The 13,124-nt window shown below is 62.0% G+C and carries 17 protein-coding genes and 1 tRNA gene; 6 read left to right on the top strand and 12 right to left on the bottom strand.

The features are described 5' to 3' along the window. Nucleotides 1-106: 106 nt before the first annotated feature. On the top strand, nt 107-1,447 hold the full coding sequence (locus P0648_RS01640; protein WP_277504983.1) for a tryptophanase: 1,341 nt from the start codon (nt 107-109) through the stop codon (nt 1,445-1,447). A 24-nt stretch (nt 1,448-1,471) separates the two neighbouring features. Here the strand turns inward: P0648_RS01640 and P0648_RS01635 are convergent, their stop codons facing one another. Together P0648_RS01635 and P0648_RS01630 are read right to left on the bottom strand one after the other, a co-directional pair. Then, nucleotides 1,472-2,131, bottom strand: coding sequence for a metallophosphoesterase (locus tag P0648_RS01635; RefSeq protein ID WP_276245983.1), 660 nt, complete (start codon nt 2,129-2,131; stop codon nt 1,472-1,474). A 25-nt stretch (nt 2,132-2,156) separates the two neighbouring features. After that, the gene (locus P0648_RS01630) at nt 2,157-2,729 is read right to left on the bottom strand and encodes an IMP cyclohydrolase (RefSeq protein WP_276245984.1); all 573 of its coding nucleotides are present in this window, start codon (nt 2,727-2,729) and stop codon (nt 2,157-2,159) included. Between the two features lie 133 nt (nt 2,730-2,862). Between P0648_RS01630 and P0648_RS01625 the strand changes: the two genes are divergently transcribed. The 4 genes from P0648_RS01625 (at nt 2,863) to P0648_RS01610 (ending at nt 5,264) form a co-directional block, all read left to right on the top strand. Continuing rightward, a tRNA-Gln gene (locus tag P0648_RS01625) sits at nt 2,863-2,935 on the top strand. A 385-nt stretch (nt 2,936-3,320) separates the two neighbouring features. Continuing rightward, nucleotides 3,321-4,004: a hypothetical protein gene (locus tag P0648_RS01620; RefSeq protein WP_276245985.1), complete on the top strand. Its 684-nt coding sequence runs from the start codon at nt 3,321-3,323 to the stop codon at nt 4,002-4,004. A 2-nt stretch (nt 4,005-4,006) separates the two neighbouring features. Then, the gene (locus P0648_RS01615; RefSeq protein WP_276245986.1) at nt 4,007-4,645 is read left to right on the top strand and encodes a PH domain-containing protein; all 639 of its coding nucleotides are present in this window, start codon (nt 4,007-4,009) and stop codon (nt 4,643-4,645) included. A gap of 172 nt (nt 4,646-4,817) precedes the next feature. Continuing rightward, nucleotides 4,818-5,264: a MaoC family dehydratase gene (locus tag P0648_RS01610; protein ID WP_276245987.1), complete on the top strand. Its 447-nt coding sequence runs from the start codon at nt 4,818-4,820 to the stop codon at nt 5,262-5,264. Here P0648_RS01610 and P0648_RS01605 read toward each other — a convergent pair. From P0648_RS01605 to P0648_RS01565, 9 genes are all read right to left on the bottom strand, one after another. Beyond that, on the bottom strand, nt 5,261-6,022 hold the full coding sequence (locus P0648_RS01605) for an enoyl-CoA hydratase/isomerase family protein (RefSeq protein ID WP_276245988.1): 762 nt from the start codon (nt 6,020-6,022) through the stop codon (nt 5,261-5,263). The two genes, P0648_RS01610 and P0648_RS01605, sit on opposite strands and share 4 nt — an antisense overlap. Before the next feature lie 78 nt (nt 6,023-6,100). After that, the gene (locus P0648_RS01600) at nt 6,101-6,877 is read right to left on the bottom strand and encodes a TrmB family transcriptional regulator (protein WP_276245989.1); all 777 of its coding nucleotides are present in this window, start codon (nt 6,875-6,877) and stop codon (nt 6,101-6,103) included. A gap of 90 nt (nt 6,878-6,967) precedes the next feature. Then, nucleotides 6,968-7,411 carry a TIGR00725 family protein gene (locus P0648_RS01595; RefSeq protein ID WP_276245990.1) on the bottom strand — a complete coding sequence of 148 codons (444 nt, stop codon included), beginning with the start codon at nt 7,409-7,411 and terminating at the stop codon, nt 6,968-6,970. Between the two features lie 86 nt (nt 7,412-7,497). Continuing rightward, nucleotides 7,498-7,737, bottom strand: coding sequence for a PRC-barrel domain containing protein (locus tag P0648_RS01590; protein WP_276245991.1), 240 nt, complete (start codon nt 7,735-7,737; stop codon nt 7,498-7,500). Between the two features lie 114 nt (nt 7,738-7,851). After that, complete coding sequence (gene fabG, locus P0648_RS01585) at nt 7,852-8,592, bottom strand: 3-oxoacyl-ACP reductase FabG (protein WP_276245992.1); 741 nt, start codon at nt 8,590-8,592, stop codon at nt 7,852-7,854. A gap of 40 nt (nt 8,593-8,632) precedes the next feature. Next, nucleotides 8,633-10,042, bottom strand: a complete 1,410-nt coding sequence (gene phaC, locus P0648_RS01580; RefSeq protein ID WP_276245993.1) for a class III poly(R)-hydroxyalkanoic acid synthase subunit PhaC — start codon at nt 10,040-10,042, stop codon at nt 8,633-8,635. Between the two features lies 1 nt (nt 10,043). After that, complete coding sequence (locus tag P0648_RS01575; protein WP_276245994.1) at nt 10,044-10,589, bottom strand: poly(R)-hydroxyalkanoic acid synthase subunit PhaE; 546 nt, start codon at nt 10,587-10,589, stop codon at nt 10,044-10,046. 42 nt (nt 10,590-10,631) lie between these two features. Continuing rightward, entirely contained in the window at nt 10,632-11,141 is a 510-nt protein-coding gene (locus tag P0648_RS01570) for a hypothetical protein (RefSeq protein ID WP_276245995.1), read from the bottom strand. Between the two features lie 3 nt (nt 11,142-11,144). Continuing rightward, nucleotides 11,145-11,453 carry an AbrB/MazE/SpoVT family DNA-binding domain-containing protein gene (locus P0648_RS01565; protein WP_276245996.1) on the bottom strand — a complete coding sequence of 103 codons (309 nt, stop codon included), beginning with the start codon at nt 11,451-11,453 and terminating at the stop codon, nt 11,145-11,147. 140 nt (nt 11,454-11,593) lie between these two features. On the opposite strand from P0648_RS01565, the gene P0648_RS01560 reads away from it, so the two are divergent. Beyond that, complete coding sequence (locus tag P0648_RS01560; protein ID WP_276245997.1) at nt 11,594-12,229, top strand: MaoC family dehydratase; 636 nt, start codon at nt 11,594-11,596, stop codon at nt 12,227-12,229. Here P0648_RS01560 and P0648_RS01555 read toward each other — a convergent pair. Then, complete coding sequence (locus P0648_RS01555; protein ID WP_276245998.1) at nt 12,226-13,080, bottom strand: alpha/beta fold hydrolase; 855 nt, start codon at nt 13,078-13,080, stop codon at nt 12,226-12,228. The genes P0648_RS01560 and P0648_RS01555 overlap by 4 nt on opposite strands. Between the last annotated feature and the right edge of the window lie 44 nt (nt 13,081-13,124).

Raw genomic sequence — 13,124 nt, 5'->3', positions numbered from 1 at the left:
TTCTGGACAGCACTGTCCACCTTTGCACACTGGTTCTCGATGTCTCGCCAGAGTGTTCACTCCTGTATGCGTGAAATTATGTACCTCCCGCTACCCCTTCCGACCAATGACCGCGTACAAATCGAAGATGGTCGAGCGGATTCACCTGCCGTCTCGTGAGGTCCGAGACGAGAACTTGGAAGCTGCCGGCTACAACGTGTTCAACCTTCCCTCGAAGGACGTGTACATCGACCTGCTCACCGACTCCGGAACGGGGACGATGAGCGCAGAGCAATGGGCCGCGATGATGCTCGGCGACGAAGCCTACGCCGGCAGCAGCAGTTTCGAGAACCTCAAAGACGCCGTTTCCGACGTAATGGGCATGGAGTACGTCGTCCCCACCCATCAGGGCCGCGGTGCCGAGAACGTCCTCTACGGGACGCTGCTCGAGGAGGGCGACGTCGTGCCGAACAACACCCACTTCGACACCACTCGTGCGCACATCGCGAATGCGGGTGCTGAAGCCGTCGATTGCCCCGTCAGCGGCGCGATGGAGATGCAGTCTGACGAGCCCTTCAAGGGCAACTTCGATATCGAGAAGGGCTGGGACGTGGTCGAGGAACACGGCGAAGACGCCATCCCCGTCGTCGTCCTCACCATCACGAACAACTCCACCGCCGGCCAGCCGGTGAGTATGGCGAACATCCGCGCCGTGAGCGAGTTCGCCGCCGAAATCGACGCCACGTTCGTCATGGACGCTTGCCGGTTCGCCGAGAACGCCTACTTCATCCAGCAGCGAGAGGAAGACTACGAACACCACTCGATTGCCGACATCGCCCGTGAGAAACTCTCCTACGCCGACGCGCTCGTCATGAGCGGAAAGAAAGACGCCCTCGTCAACATCGGCGGCTTCGTCGCCTGCCGCGACGCCGACCTCTTCGAACACACCCGTCAGCGAGCCATCCTCTACGAGGGCTTTTCGACCTACGGCGGCCTCGCCGGACGCGACATCGAGGCGATGGCACAGGGACTTCGCGAGGCGGTGACCCAGGAGTACGTCGAATCGCGGGTCGGACAGGTCCAGGAACTCGCTGGGCTCCTCGACGACGCGAACCTCCCGGTGTACCTGCCGGCGGGCGGCCACGCCGTCTACCTCGACGCCGAGGGCTTCTTCCCACACATTCCCCTCGAAGAATTCCCCGGACAGGCACTCGTCTGCGAACTCTACCGCGAGGGTGGAGTTCGCGGCGTCGAACTCGGAAGCTTCGCCTTCCCCGGAACGAACCGGCCCGAACTCGTCCGACTGGCCCTCCCACGGCGGACGTACAACCGCGAGCATCTGGAACATATTGCGGAGACAGTCGCCGGCGTCTACGAGCGTCGTGACTCGGTGTCCGGCCTCGAAATCGTCTCGGAACCGCCGATGAAGGAACTGCGCCACTTCTCTGCGGAACTCAGACCGGTCTGAGCTGCCTCCCTATCCGCCGGCAGTTTACCGTCCGCGGCGGAGTCGCCGGGCGATGTCTTCGGGAAGGCCGACCTCGCGAACTTTCTTCTCGACTGCGTCGATGTCGTAGCTGACGCGTCGTTCGGTCACCGCCATCGAATCGAGGTCTACGACGGCGTAGGCCGCTCGCGGGTCGCCGTCGCGGGGTTGACCGACGCTCCCCGGGTTCAACACGACGCCCTCCTCGAACGTGCGGTGGCCCTGGACGTGCGTGTGACCCGTCACGAGCAAATTTTCGCCACGGAGCATCGACGGCGAGAAGACGTCGGGGTACGTGTAGCGGTCCGGGTCGTCGGGATGCCCGTGGACGAGTTTGACCCGTCCGTCGAACTCGGTTCGTTCGACCGGCAGGGCGGCGAGCCACTCGTGCTGTGCCTCGGTCAGGACGCGTTCTGCGTAGCGAACGCCCGCCTGCGCCATCCCGTTGAAGTGGTCGGCGGTGCCGGTCACGACGGCCCGGTCGTGGTTGCCTCGAATCGTCAGAACGTCGTGTTCGCGAAGCAGGTCTACACACTCGCCGGGCCACGGATTGTAGCCGACCACGTCCCCGGCGCAGACGAGCGCGTCTACCGAGGACATCGCGTCGAAGACGGCCTCCAGTGCGGGGAGGTTTCCGTGGACGTCAGAGATGACGCCGAGTTGCATACCGCAAAACAGGTGACGAAGTCCCTTAATTCCCGTTCCGGATCGCCGTCTCGAACCCGTCTGCTGTTCGTGAGACGGCGGCGGCACAGACCGCGTGTTCGAAGTCGGCGTCGTAGACCGCATTCGCCGCCTCGGTGGCGACTTTCGTGTTCAGGTCGTAGGCTTCGGGTGTGTCGCTCTCGTAGGTGGCGACGAGCGTTGGTTCCGTGACTTGCGTCACGATGAGAGCGTCGTTGCGGACGATGCCGATGAAACTCTCTTCGCCCACCGTGCCAGCGATGCGCGGGGTGTCGTAGCTATCCTTTTCGTAGTCCATCGCGAGCAGCGCCTCGACGAGCGCGTCACGGGCGGGGTAGCCCCGTTCGATTTTCTCCGTGATGGGGTCGACGTGCGAGCCGTTGCCGACGACGGCCGTGTCGCCCGCGATTCGCAGGCAGTTGTACGAGACGTAGGGATTGTCTGTCGGTTCTGCGTCCGCCGTCGGGGCGACGGTCAGGGTTCCTTCGCGGTCGACGACGTGTCGATTCGGAAACGAGCGGGAAGAAACGCGGTACGCCCCGATTCCGGGGCCAATGACGATGAACCGTCCAACGTACATACACGGTACTGCATAGTTTGGGCATAAGTAGCCGTCGATATATGCACGTTCGTCCGTGCGAAAATCGGTGACACACGGAGCGCGAACGCGCAACGCTTACAAAGGGGTGGCGTCTACCGATGTGTGCTGAAGGAGTCCCATGGGGTAGTGGCCAATCCTGTCAGCTTCTGGGGCTGACGACCGCAGTTCGAATCTGCGTGGGACTATCTCTGAACGATTCCACCTGATTCGAGCAGGGAGCGTCTTCGACGCGACCGAGTTCGAATCTGCGTGGGACTACTAACCGGCGTTCGTTTCGAACGTCACACAATTCTCTCAGACCAACTCGCACAGCCGAGGGCTTCCCCGGGCCACCACTGAACCCCCTCATTTCGAGTGTAAAACTCTCACAGAAGGCAGTATTGTTGTTCTCGTGACTAGAGAATAGGCCGTTCGCTGCAGTCGAAAATATGGTTTTCTTGCTGGTTCCGCGTCAGTCACTCTCACGCAAACGGTTATCGGTGTTTCTGACGTATCTCCGGGTGAGAAGCCGTGGTGGGTGGGATGCTGAGACGACTGTATCGTCTCCTGGGCGTGGGGTTCGTCGTGCTGATGGCCCTGAGTATCGCGGTGGCGCCGGTTGCGGCACAGGAGGACGACGTGCTGTTCATCTTCCAGAGCCATCACCTGACGGTGTGGTTATCGGGCGACGCACTCGTCAGCGACGACGGCGGGTTCACGACGCGGGCCGACGGCGTCCCGTACGTCCACGCTTCAGAACAGTTTTTCGTTGTCTACGAGTTCCTCGGCGACCCGGGGTACGACTATTACTTCGTCTGCCTCTCGACTGAGACCTACGCCGAAAGCTGTACCGACTGGCTCACCGTGAGCGACGGCGGCGCGTACACCGCCTGGTACACCGTTTCGCCGGACAGTTTCGACTACGGAACCGAGTACCTCAACCTCACGCTCTATCGCTGGAACTCATCCGACGAGCAAGTCGAGTACGTGGATAACGTCTGGTTCTACGTCGATTTCATCCCGGACACGGCCCCTGAGGAGGAGACGGCCGTCGTGACCCAGAGCCAGAACACGCCCAAACCGGCTAACACGGCGGTGACCACCGAGTCTATCGGCGGTGACACGATGCAGGGTCGCTCTGCCGACGACCTTGCGAACGAACGCGGGTTCCTTTCGAGTGGCGACCGCGGCCTCACGGACCCGGAGACGCTCGCAATCATCGGCCTCGTGGTCTCTATCATCGGCGTGCTCGTCGAACTCACGAGGGGGCGCTAGCGGTGGCCCGCGGCGCACCCCTCGTCTGGAGTTCGCTTATCGCGCTGCCGTTTCTGGTCGGCGGCGGGCGTATCCTCCTCGACCTGACGACGCTCGTCTACCCGCAAATTCTCGGCTGGGCGCTCGTCGGCTTCGGCCTCGTCATCGCCCTCGTGGGCGTGTACGTCCAGCTCGCCGCACCCACCGCGGTTCAACTGAGCGACAACGAGTACGTCATCGACCTCCGCCACCCGACCCAGCGCGTCGCTGCGATACGACTGGTCGTCGGCTTTGCGTTCCTGCTCGCCGCGACCTACCTCACCTACTTCACGCAGGAACCGCTCGTCTACCCGCTCGTCGCGCTCATCGTCGGGCTGGTGTTGTTCTCACAGGGGTTGGTCACCTACTGGCAGAACTCGCTCACGAGCTACTACCTGACCAACGAACGCATCATCAGCGAGTACCGGTTCCTCTCGCTCGTCCGCAAGGAACTCCCCCTCTCTAAGGTGCGTGGCATCCAGGAGAACCGGTCGGTCCTCGAGACGCTCGTCGGTCTCGGCAACGTCCAGATCGCCGCCGGCGGTAGCGGCCACCTCGAAATCATCCTGCGTAACATTCGCGATTCGACCGGCTTCGCAGACCACCTGCGCGAACTCGTCTGACTCGCCACGCGTTCACAAACCCCTTCGTTTCCACTGCAACTTTTCAGGCGGGCGTGTACGCGCCGTCACTCGACTTTCTGGCCGTGTCACTCGCCACCATTCCAGTGGAAACGAAGGGGTGGTGTGTTACCACTTTCCGCACACTTAGGTGGGTGTCCGGGGAAGGAGGACCATGCTTCCCACCCACTTCGAGGAGTTCGAAGCCGGACAGACGTTCGAGTTCGGGAGCGTGACGCTCTCTGAAGCGGAGATAATCGAATTCGCAGAGACGTACGACCCCCAGCCGTTTCATGTGGACCCGGAGGCGGCGGCCGAGTCGATGTTCGGTGGACTCATCGCGAGCGGGTGGCAGACCTGTGCGGTGTCGATGCGCCTGCTCGCCGACAACCTCCTGAACGAAACGGCGAGTCTCGGAGCCAGCGGCGTAGACGAGTTACGCTGGCATCGACCCGTCAGGCCCGGTGACACCCTCTCGGTGCGCGTTGAGGTACTCGACACCGAACCGGCGGCGAATGACCCGAATCGCGGGCACGTCCGCTACGAGTTTTCGGCGTTCAACCAGGACGACGACCGCGTGCTGTCGATGGAGGCGCTCGGAATGTTTGCGCGGGTGCCCTAGCGGTCCAGGAACTCGGTGACTCGCCGCTGGGTCTCGTCTTCCTGGTACGCCGTGAGCGCGTGGTGAATCGCCTGATTCATCGCCTCGTCTAAGTTTGACGGGCGCGCGGAGTGGACCTGGCGCTTTGCGATGCCGAGGACGTAGGTTGGTTTCTCCGCGAGCGTGTCTTCGAGGTCCGCGACCATCGCGTCGAACTCGCCTTCGGCTGCGACCTGCTCGACGAGACCGACGTCGAAAGCCCGCTGGGCGTCGATGTTCTTGCCCGTCATGATGAGCCACTTGGTCATCCCCTCGCCAATCATGCCAGGTAACTTCTGTGCGCCGCCCAAGTCCATCGCGAGGCCCATGTTCGCCTCCGGGAGGCCAAATTTCGAGCGGTGACTCGCCACCCGGATGTCACAGGCCAGCGTGAGTTCGAGGCCGCCGCCGAGTGCGTAGCCGTCGATGGCGGCGACGATGGGCACGTCCAGCCCCTCGATAGTTCTGAGTGCGTCGTGGACGACTTCGAGGTTGTCGCGGACGGCAATCGGCTTTTGCTGGGCCCATTCTGGAACACCCGCCATGTCCACACCCGCAGAGAAGTGGTCGCCCGCCCCGCGAATCGTCACCACATCGAGGTCCTCGTCTGCGAACTCGCGGAACGCGTCGTGAAGTTCGACGAAGGTCTCGCCGGTCATCGCGTTCAGTTTCTCCGGACGGTTCAGCGTCACCGTGGCGCGGCCGGCGTCGCGCTCCACGAGAATCGTCTCGTATGCCATTGGTACACAACCACTCGTTTCGTCGGCAAAGTAGTTGCCGGTGGGTGATTCTGCGTCAAAAATTGCACCGCGCGTGGCTCAGAGTCCCTCGAACAATCCGGCCTCGACCACCTGCATCAGGATGGTTGCAAATTCTGTGTTCGAACTCCAGAGACCCGCTTCCTCACCCGAACGGTGAGCGGCCACCGAAAGCAGGATGACGTCGTCGTCACCGAGCAGGAATCGCCCGGTTTGGGCGTCGCTCGGTCGATACCCACGCGGTGGTTCGGCCTCGATGTCGATGTCGCCGACGATTTCCGTAACGCTGGGGTCGTCACTGAGCACCGTCACGTCCACGCCTCGCGCGTCGGCGGAGGCGAGGGCTTCACACACACCGGGCGGGAAATGGCGTGGGTCACCCGTTCCGAACACGAGGCGGTCGGTGGTCCCCTCAATGAGAGTCACGGCGCGATTGTTGATGCGCGCCGCCCCGCTGATGGTCCAGATGTCCTCGCGCTCTTCGATGCCCGTCCCCTCGGAGATGGCCTGTTCGACGTAACTGAACGCCCGATTTTGCTCGCGCTCGAAGCGCCGCGTGAGCAGTTCCCGCGCCTCCTCGATGGCCACCGGTTTGTACGTGATGGGGTTCGACTCCTGAATCTCGATGAGGCCCTGCGATTCGAGACTCTCTGCAGTGGCGTACACCTGCGAGCGGGGAACGCTCGTCGCCTCGTTCACCTCGCGGGCGGTGCCCGTCCGCAACCGCTGGAGGGTGATGAACACCTTCGCCTCGTACGTCGTTAACCCGAGTTGTTCTAGCGATTCGACTGCGTCGTGAAAGTCTGCTTCGCCGGTGGCGTTCTCACTGCCACTCATCGCACACCTCTTTCTGTCCCGGCCCGAGCAGTCATTTTCTTTCCTACACTCTGATGGACAGATACATTACCTTTTTCTCTCAGGTTCCACTCAGCGCACCGCGGACTCGACGTGAGAAATCGCCGCCAGCGGAGATGTCACTGATTTCACACCGTCGATTTCGTGAGTGTGAAGACCTGCGACAGGTTTGCCGAAATCGAGCGCGTGACCGAGCTCAGAAAGCGTTCCGTAATGTCCGTCGATTGCAATGACGGCCGCACCGTTCAGTACGACGAGGACGTTTCTCGCGTTCCCGATGCCCGTCGCGATGGGCGTGGTGACGAACGCGTTCGCCTGCGCCGGGTCCGTGCCCGGCAGAATGCCAATCGTCTCTCCGTCTTCTTCTCGCGCGCCGCGACACGCCGCCTCCATCACGCCGCCCCGACCACCACAGACGACGGCGTGACCACGCGAGGCGAGTTCGTTGCCGACCGCCACGGCCAGGTCGTACGTCTCGTCGTCCACGGTGCTCCCGCCAATGACACTCACACGCATGGCTCGACGGTAGTGTGGCAGCACGAAAAAGGTCCGCCGCCCGGGTGAGCACCCAGCGGGCGGCACGCACCTGAAACTCCCCAGTTTCAGAACTTCTGCAGCCGAATCTCGTCGTCCGTGATTTCGCCGATGGCGTTCTCCTGCAGCGGGTACGTGTCCTCGTCACGGTCCGCCCACCCTAATTTCGACATCAGCGTGTCTGTGAGGCCGGGGTCGGGTTCGACGTATGCCGTCCCGTGTTCGACGTCGATGACCCGACCGACCTGTTCACCCTGTGCGCCCACGACGGGCTTCCCCTCGTCTCCTTCTGTGATGCTGTGAGGCATACGCGCTCACGTTGTCGAGCCACACGGATAGGTGTTCTTGCCACAAGTAGCGAACGGGAAATTAACTACGGCTGGCACAGTTCATCCGGCTGGGCAAATGATTAATGTGGGTCGTTACCACTCCATGCCGCCGTTTACCGAGAGAATCTGTCCGGTCATGTAGGCAGACTGCGCGCTCGCGATGTACGACACCATCCCCGTGATGTCGTCTACTTCCGCAAACCGGCCGAGCGGGATGCGACTCAGGATTTTCTCTTGGACCCGGTCGGGGACCGTCTCCAGCATCTCGGTGCGGACGAACCCGGGGGCGACGCAGTTGGCCGTCGAATTGTACCGGGCCATCTCGAGGGCGATGGTTCGGGTGAATCCGAACAGGCCGCTCTTTGTCGTCGCGTAGTTGGCCTGTCCGTAGTTCCCTTGCTGACCGACCACGCTCGAAATGTTGATCAGTCGGCCGTGTTCGGCTTCGAGGAGGTCGTCGAAAAAGCAGTTCGTGCAGTTGAACACGCCACCAAGGTTCACGTCGATGACCCGGTCCCAGTCCTCGCGGGTCATGCTCTTGAACGTCTTGTCGACGGTGATGCCCGCGTTGTTCACGAGCACGTCGACGGGGCCGACGAGGTCGTGGACGCGCTCGCACATTCCGCTCACCTCGTCGTAGTTCGAGACGTCACACTGGAGTGAAACGGCAGTTCCGCCATTGGCCTCGATTTCGTCGACGACGGCCGCCGCCTCGGCCTCGCTCGACCGATAGTTCACCACGACCGTTGCACCGTTCCGTGCCAGATCGAGTGCGATTCCTCGGCCAATACCGCGAGACCCGCCGGTCACCAGACACGTCTGGTTTGTGAGCATGTCCCACACTTCGCAGGGAGAAAGGAAAGTCGTTCCGGGGTCAGACCTGGTCTTTCCAGGACTGCGCCCGCTCTTCTGACACCTTGGCAACCTCCGCGATGGTCGCCACGTCTGCGACTGCGAGGTCGGTCACCGTCTTGATGCCCGCCTCACGGAGTCGGTCTGCGTAGGTCGGCCCGATGCCGTCTACGGATTCGACGTCCGGCGCGGGGTCTTCTTCGGAGACGAGACTCGATTGCTCGGTCTCGTCTGCTTCCGTGTCTTCGATTTCGATGGTCGCGCCCGCGTCTTCGGCTTCGACGGCCTCCTCGCCGTCTGCGTCGGGTTCGACCTCGGCTTCTGCTTCCGGTTCCTCCTCGACCGGCGAGTGGTCGTAGAACCACTGGCTCACGCGCGGCCAGAGGTCGCGGTGGGAACTGCCGGAGACCGAGAGGCCGATGTGACCGGTTGGGAACTCGTAGGTCTCCACGTCGTCGCTGCCGATGACGTCGTTGAACGGCTTCGAGGACTCTGGGGGAATGAGGTGGTCGTACTCGCCCATAATCTGGAGGACCGGCATGTCGATGTTCTCCAGGTTCACGCGCTTGCCGTTCAGTTCGAGTTCGTTCTTATAGAGTTTGTTCTGCTGGTAGATGTCCTCTAAGAACTGGACGTAGGCGTTGCCCGCCACGTCGATGCCGTCCGAGAGCCACATCTCCATGCGGCCGAAATTCTCGACGAAGTCCTCGTTCTCCAAGTTGTCGAACAGGCGGACGTACTTGTTGACGTAGTTGTCCACTGGGTCCATGAGCGCGAAGCCCACGTCGAGCAACTCACTGGGCATGTTGCCGAGCGTGTCGGCGACGGACTCGGGCGAGTAGTACTCCTCGTCGCCCCAGAGTTCGAGGACGCCACCCGTATCGTTGAAACACAGGCCAGCGGCCATCAGGCCGAGGCTGCGGACTTTCTCCGGGTGGAGTGCGGCGTACATCGCGCTCATCGTCCCGCCCATGCAGTAGCCGAGGACGTTGATGGAATCCTGGCCGGAGCGCTCGCGGACGACGTCCACGCAGTTCTCGATGTAGCGGTTGACGTAGTCGTCGAGCGTCAGGTGGGCGTCCATCCGGGACGGTTCGTTCCAGTCGATGAGGTACACGTCGTGACCCGCGTCGAGCAGGTGGCGAACCACGCTGCGGTCTGGCTGGAGGTCCAGGATGTACGGTCGATTGATGAGCGCGTAGACGATGAGGATGGGGACCTTGTGCTGTTCGTCGGTCCGCGACTCGTAGTGGAGCAGTTCCAGCTTGTTCTCGGTGTAGACGACCTCACTCGGCGTCTCGCCTACGTCGACTTCGAGCATTCGCGCCAGCTGCTCGGGGGCGATGTCGCCCTTTTCGAAGCCCTCGGTGGCGGCTTCGAACGCACGGCGCTGGAGGTCAAGGGTCGCTGCGACCGGGTTCATGAAAGCCATCTCAGTTCTCCTCTAGGAGCTGGTCAAGCTTGTCTTCGACGCGCTGCTGGCGGCGCTCGAGTTCGACGAGGCGCTCGCCGACTTCCATAACGTCACTGCGCGTGGCGAAGCCCCACTGCTGGAGGGCGTCTTCGCTCGCGGCGTCCGCCTGGTCGCGCATCTCCATCATCGCCTCGACGAACTGGCCGGTGCCGGCGGCGAACGCGGAGGTGCTCATGGCCTCTTTGAACGCCTTGTTGGCGCTCTGGAGCCAGATGTCGCGGAACTCGGTTACGTCCACGTCCTCGCCCTCGGCCATGTCGCTCGCTCGCGTCATCATTCGCTCTGCGGCGTCCATCCACACCTCGTAGGCGCGGGAGTAGCCTTCCATGCCCTGGGTGAGCTGTTCTTCGTCCGGCACGGAGTCCTCGAAGGCGTCGGCCCAGGCGTCGAGGAAGGCCGATTGGGCTTCCATGTTCTTCTCGAACGAACGCGCGACGCTGTCGTTCCACTGTTCTACGAACTGACTCCACTGCTCTTGCATCTCGTTTTGGCTCATATTACTCATGATAAATAATCGGGTGACCGCGGTAAAAAGTGATTCGCCGAATCAGGCTTCGAGCTGCTCGCGGGCCTGGTCCTGGAACTCCTCTGCCTGGGACTCGAAGCGCTCGACTGCTTCGACCGTCTGGGACTCCATGTCCTCGTTGGTCTCGAGCATGAGCTTCGTCTGCTCTTTGAGCGCGTCGAGGTACTCCTCGGAGAGTTCGTCGTAGTTCTCGACGCTGCGCTCGAACTCCTGTTCGAAGCCGTCGAACAGTTCGGCGTGGCTCTCTGCGAGCGTGTCGAACTGCTCGTCGACGATGTCACGGACCTGCTCTACGTTGCCGCGGGAGCCGGGCACCGTTGCCTCGATTGCGTCTAAGTAGCTGTGGAAAGCGGCCTTCGTGAAGGCGACGCCCGACTGCTGGGCGGACTTCTGGCTCTCGACACCGTTGAGGAAGAGCTTACCCATGTTCTTCTGGAAGGAGATGGTCTGCTCTGCCATGCGCTGGCTCTGGTTGATCATCGTGCGCTGCATCTCGAATGCTGCCGAAACAGGCGTTGTGTATTGACTCATGATTTAATCCTCTCTGTTGCGTTTGACCGGAATGACGACCGTTTGGACGATGTCGCCTTCTTCAATGTCGAGCGCCTCGCGCTCGGCGTCGGGGATGCTGATGCGTCCCCCGCTCTGGACACGGGTCTTGAACGTCGCCATGCCCATACTCATCGCGCCAAGCTGCGAGAGACCGGAAAGCCCCGACCCCGTACTCGCCCCGAACATGGACTGCATAAGGTCCTGTTGCTGGTCGAGTGCCTGCTGGCTCGCCTGCTGGAACTGCCGGGCAAACTGCGCCGGCGTCCACATCATCTCGTCATTCTCGGTCATTGCTCAACACCACCTACACCCTCCAAAGGGATAAAGATTACTCAAGATACCATCTATTACCATTCAATGGTTCTGGGTGGTAGTGCTTGTACATATCAACACAATACTTTATGATGTGCGAGAACGAATCGCAGGTATTGATGAGTTCTGAACCGCGGCACCAATCGTTGGCAGAAACGTGGATGAAAACGTCCACACGTCTGTTCAACAGTGCATGGGAGGCGAATCGGGCAACCCTCGCTGCGTTCGGGGTTCCGACGCTGAGTTCGAATGGTGAAACCTCGACCAGCGACACGGAAGCAGAAGACGACGACGTACACGCGCTCGCAGGCGTGAATCTCGACGACTGGGACGTCGAAGTCACCGCAGACCGGCGAGACGCCCTCGACATCGGCGACAAAGTCCGATTCACGAAGACGATTACAGAGGAGGACGTCATCGAGTTCGCGCGCGCGAGCGGCGACACGAACCGGCTGCACCTCGACGCAGAGTACGCAGAAAAGACACGCTTCAAGGGTCGCATCGTCCACGGCACACTCGCCGCGGGCCTCATCAGCGCCGCGCTGGCTCGCCTTCCCGGCCTCGTCATCTACCTCTCGCAAGACGTGGAGTTCCGCAACCCGATTCGCATCGGCGACCGCGTCACCGCGGAGGTGGAAATCGTAGAGGACCTCGGCAACTACCGATATCGCCTCTCGACCATCGTCACCGACGGCGAGGACACCATCGTCGACGGCGAAGCCGTCGTCCTCCTCGACAAGCGCCCAGCGGCCTAGGACTGCCCGTTCAAGAACGACTGGACCACGCCGTTGAACGCTCGCGGCTGTTCCCGAGGCGGCCAGTGGCCACAATTTTCGAAGACGTGCAGGTCGCTATCACTGATTTTCTCCGCCGCGCGAACCGACCAGGATACCGGAAACAGCGGGTCGTCTTTGCCGTGGACGAGCAGCGTGGGGACTGACACCTCATCTAACTCTCCGACGTAGTTCGTTTTCAGCCCACCGAGCAGGAATTCGCTTCGCTGCCAACTCGTGAGCGCCTCGCCCACCGCCGGGTCCTGGGTCGCCTGGTACACGTCGTCTACGAATTCGGCTTCCGCGTTGCTCGTGAATTGGCGGAGACTCTCGCGCACGGAAAAGCGCGACCCGGTCGCTCCGGCCCACCAGAACGAATCGAAGCCGGGTGTCCAGAGCGCCACTGACGCCGGAAACCGCCAGGGGGCGTCGCTCCCGAGACCGTGGCTGTTCACGAGAACCAGCCGGTCGACCTCGTCGTCGAGCGCGTGGCCGAGCGCAACCGCCCCACCCATCGAAATGCCGACGAGCGTGGGCGAATCGATGTCGAGGTCGTCGAGGAACGCGGCGAGAACGTCCTGATAGTAGTCCGTGGTGTACCGGCGGTTCGGCTTCTCGCTCTCGCCGTGGCCGGGGAAGTCGAGGGCGTAGACCTCGTGGTCTTCGGCCAGCACCGGCAGCGTGTGTCGCCAGGAGACGGTGGCCGCGTCGAGGCCGATGCCGTGTAACAGGACAATAGGGTCCCCCTCTCCGGCGGTCAGATAGCGAACGCCGACGGACTCGTTTTCGACGGTCAACTCGACGTGTTTCGACGTCGGCGAGAGCATACTCATCGGAGAATCATCAGAAAGGACGGCATTTGAGGCTTTGGGATGCG

Origin of the sequence: Haladaptatus sp. DYSN1, assembly GCF_029489995.1 — an archaeon.
Taxonomy (GTDB): domain Archaea; phylum Halobacteriota; class Halobacteria; order Halobacteriales; family Halococcaceae; genus QDMS2.
This window is presented reverse-complemented; position numbering and strand designations above follow the sequence as displayed.

What these genes read in the sequence shown, in the direction of transcription:
- P0648_RS01640 (WP_277504983.1), top strand. Translation starts at nt 107, where the DNA reads ATGACCGCGTACAAATCGAAGATGGTCGAGCGGATTCACCTGCCGTCT.
- P0648_RS01635 (WP_276245983.1), bottom strand. Translation starts at nt 2,131, where the DNA reads ATGCAACTCGGCGTCATCTCTGACGTCCACGGAAACCTCCCCGCACTG.
- P0648_RS01630 (WP_276245984.1), bottom strand. Translation starts at nt 2,729, where the DNA reads ATGTACGTTGGACGGTTCATCGTCATTGGCCCCGGAATCGGGGCGTAC.
- P0648_RS01620 (WP_276245985.1), top strand. Translation starts at nt 3,321, where the DNA reads ATGGCCCTGAGTATCGCGGTGGCGCCGGTTGCGGCACAGGAGGACGAC.
- P0648_RS01610 (WP_276245987.1), top strand. Translation starts at nt 4,818, where the DNA reads ATGCTTCCCACCCACTTCGAGGAGTTCGAAGCCGGACAGACGTTCGAG.
- P0648_RS01605 (WP_276245988.1), bottom strand. Translation starts at nt 6,022, where the DNA reads ATGGCATACGAGACGATTCTCGTGGAGCGCGACGCCGGCCGCGCCACG.
- P0648_RS01600 (WP_276245989.1), bottom strand. Translation starts at nt 6,877, where the DNA reads ATGAGTGGCAGTGAGAACGCCACCGGCGAAGCAGACTTTCACGACGCA.
- P0648_RS01595 (WP_276245990.1), bottom strand. Translation starts at nt 7,411, where the DNA reads ATGCGTGTGAGTGTCATTGGCGGGAGCACCGTGGACGACGAGACGTAC.
- P0648_RS01590 (WP_276245991.1), bottom strand. Translation starts at nt 7,737, where the DNA reads ATGCCTCACAGCATCACAGAAGGAGACGAGGGGAAGCCCGTCGTGGGC.
- fabG (WP_276245992.1), bottom strand. Translation starts at nt 8,592, where the DNA reads ATGCTCACAAACCAGACGTGTCTGGTGACCGGCGGGTCTCGCGGTATT.
- phaC (WP_276245993.1), bottom strand. Translation starts at nt 10,042, where the DNA reads ATGGCTTTCATGAACCCGGTCGCAGCGACCCTTGACCTCCAGCGCCGT.
- P0648_RS01575 (WP_276245994.1), bottom strand. Translation starts at nt 10,589, where the DNA reads ATGAGTAATATGAGCCAAAACGAGATGCAAGAGCAGTGGAGTCAGTTC.
- P0648_RS01570 (WP_276245995.1), bottom strand. Translation starts at nt 11,141, where the DNA reads ATGAGTCAATACACAACGCCTGTTTCGGCAGCATTCGAGATGCAGCGC.
- P0648_RS01565 (WP_276245996.1), bottom strand. Translation starts at nt 11,453, where the DNA reads ATGACCGAGAATGACGAGATGATGTGGACGCCGGCGCAGTTTGCCCGG.
- P0648_RS01560 (WP_276245997.1), top strand. Translation starts at nt 11,594, where the DNA reads ATGAGTTCTGAACCGCGGCACCAATCGTTGGCAGAAACGTGGATGAAA.
- P0648_RS01555 (WP_276245998.1), bottom strand. Translation starts at nt 13,080, where the DNA reads ATGAGTATGCTCTCGCCGACGTCGAAACACGTCGAGTTGACCGTCGAA.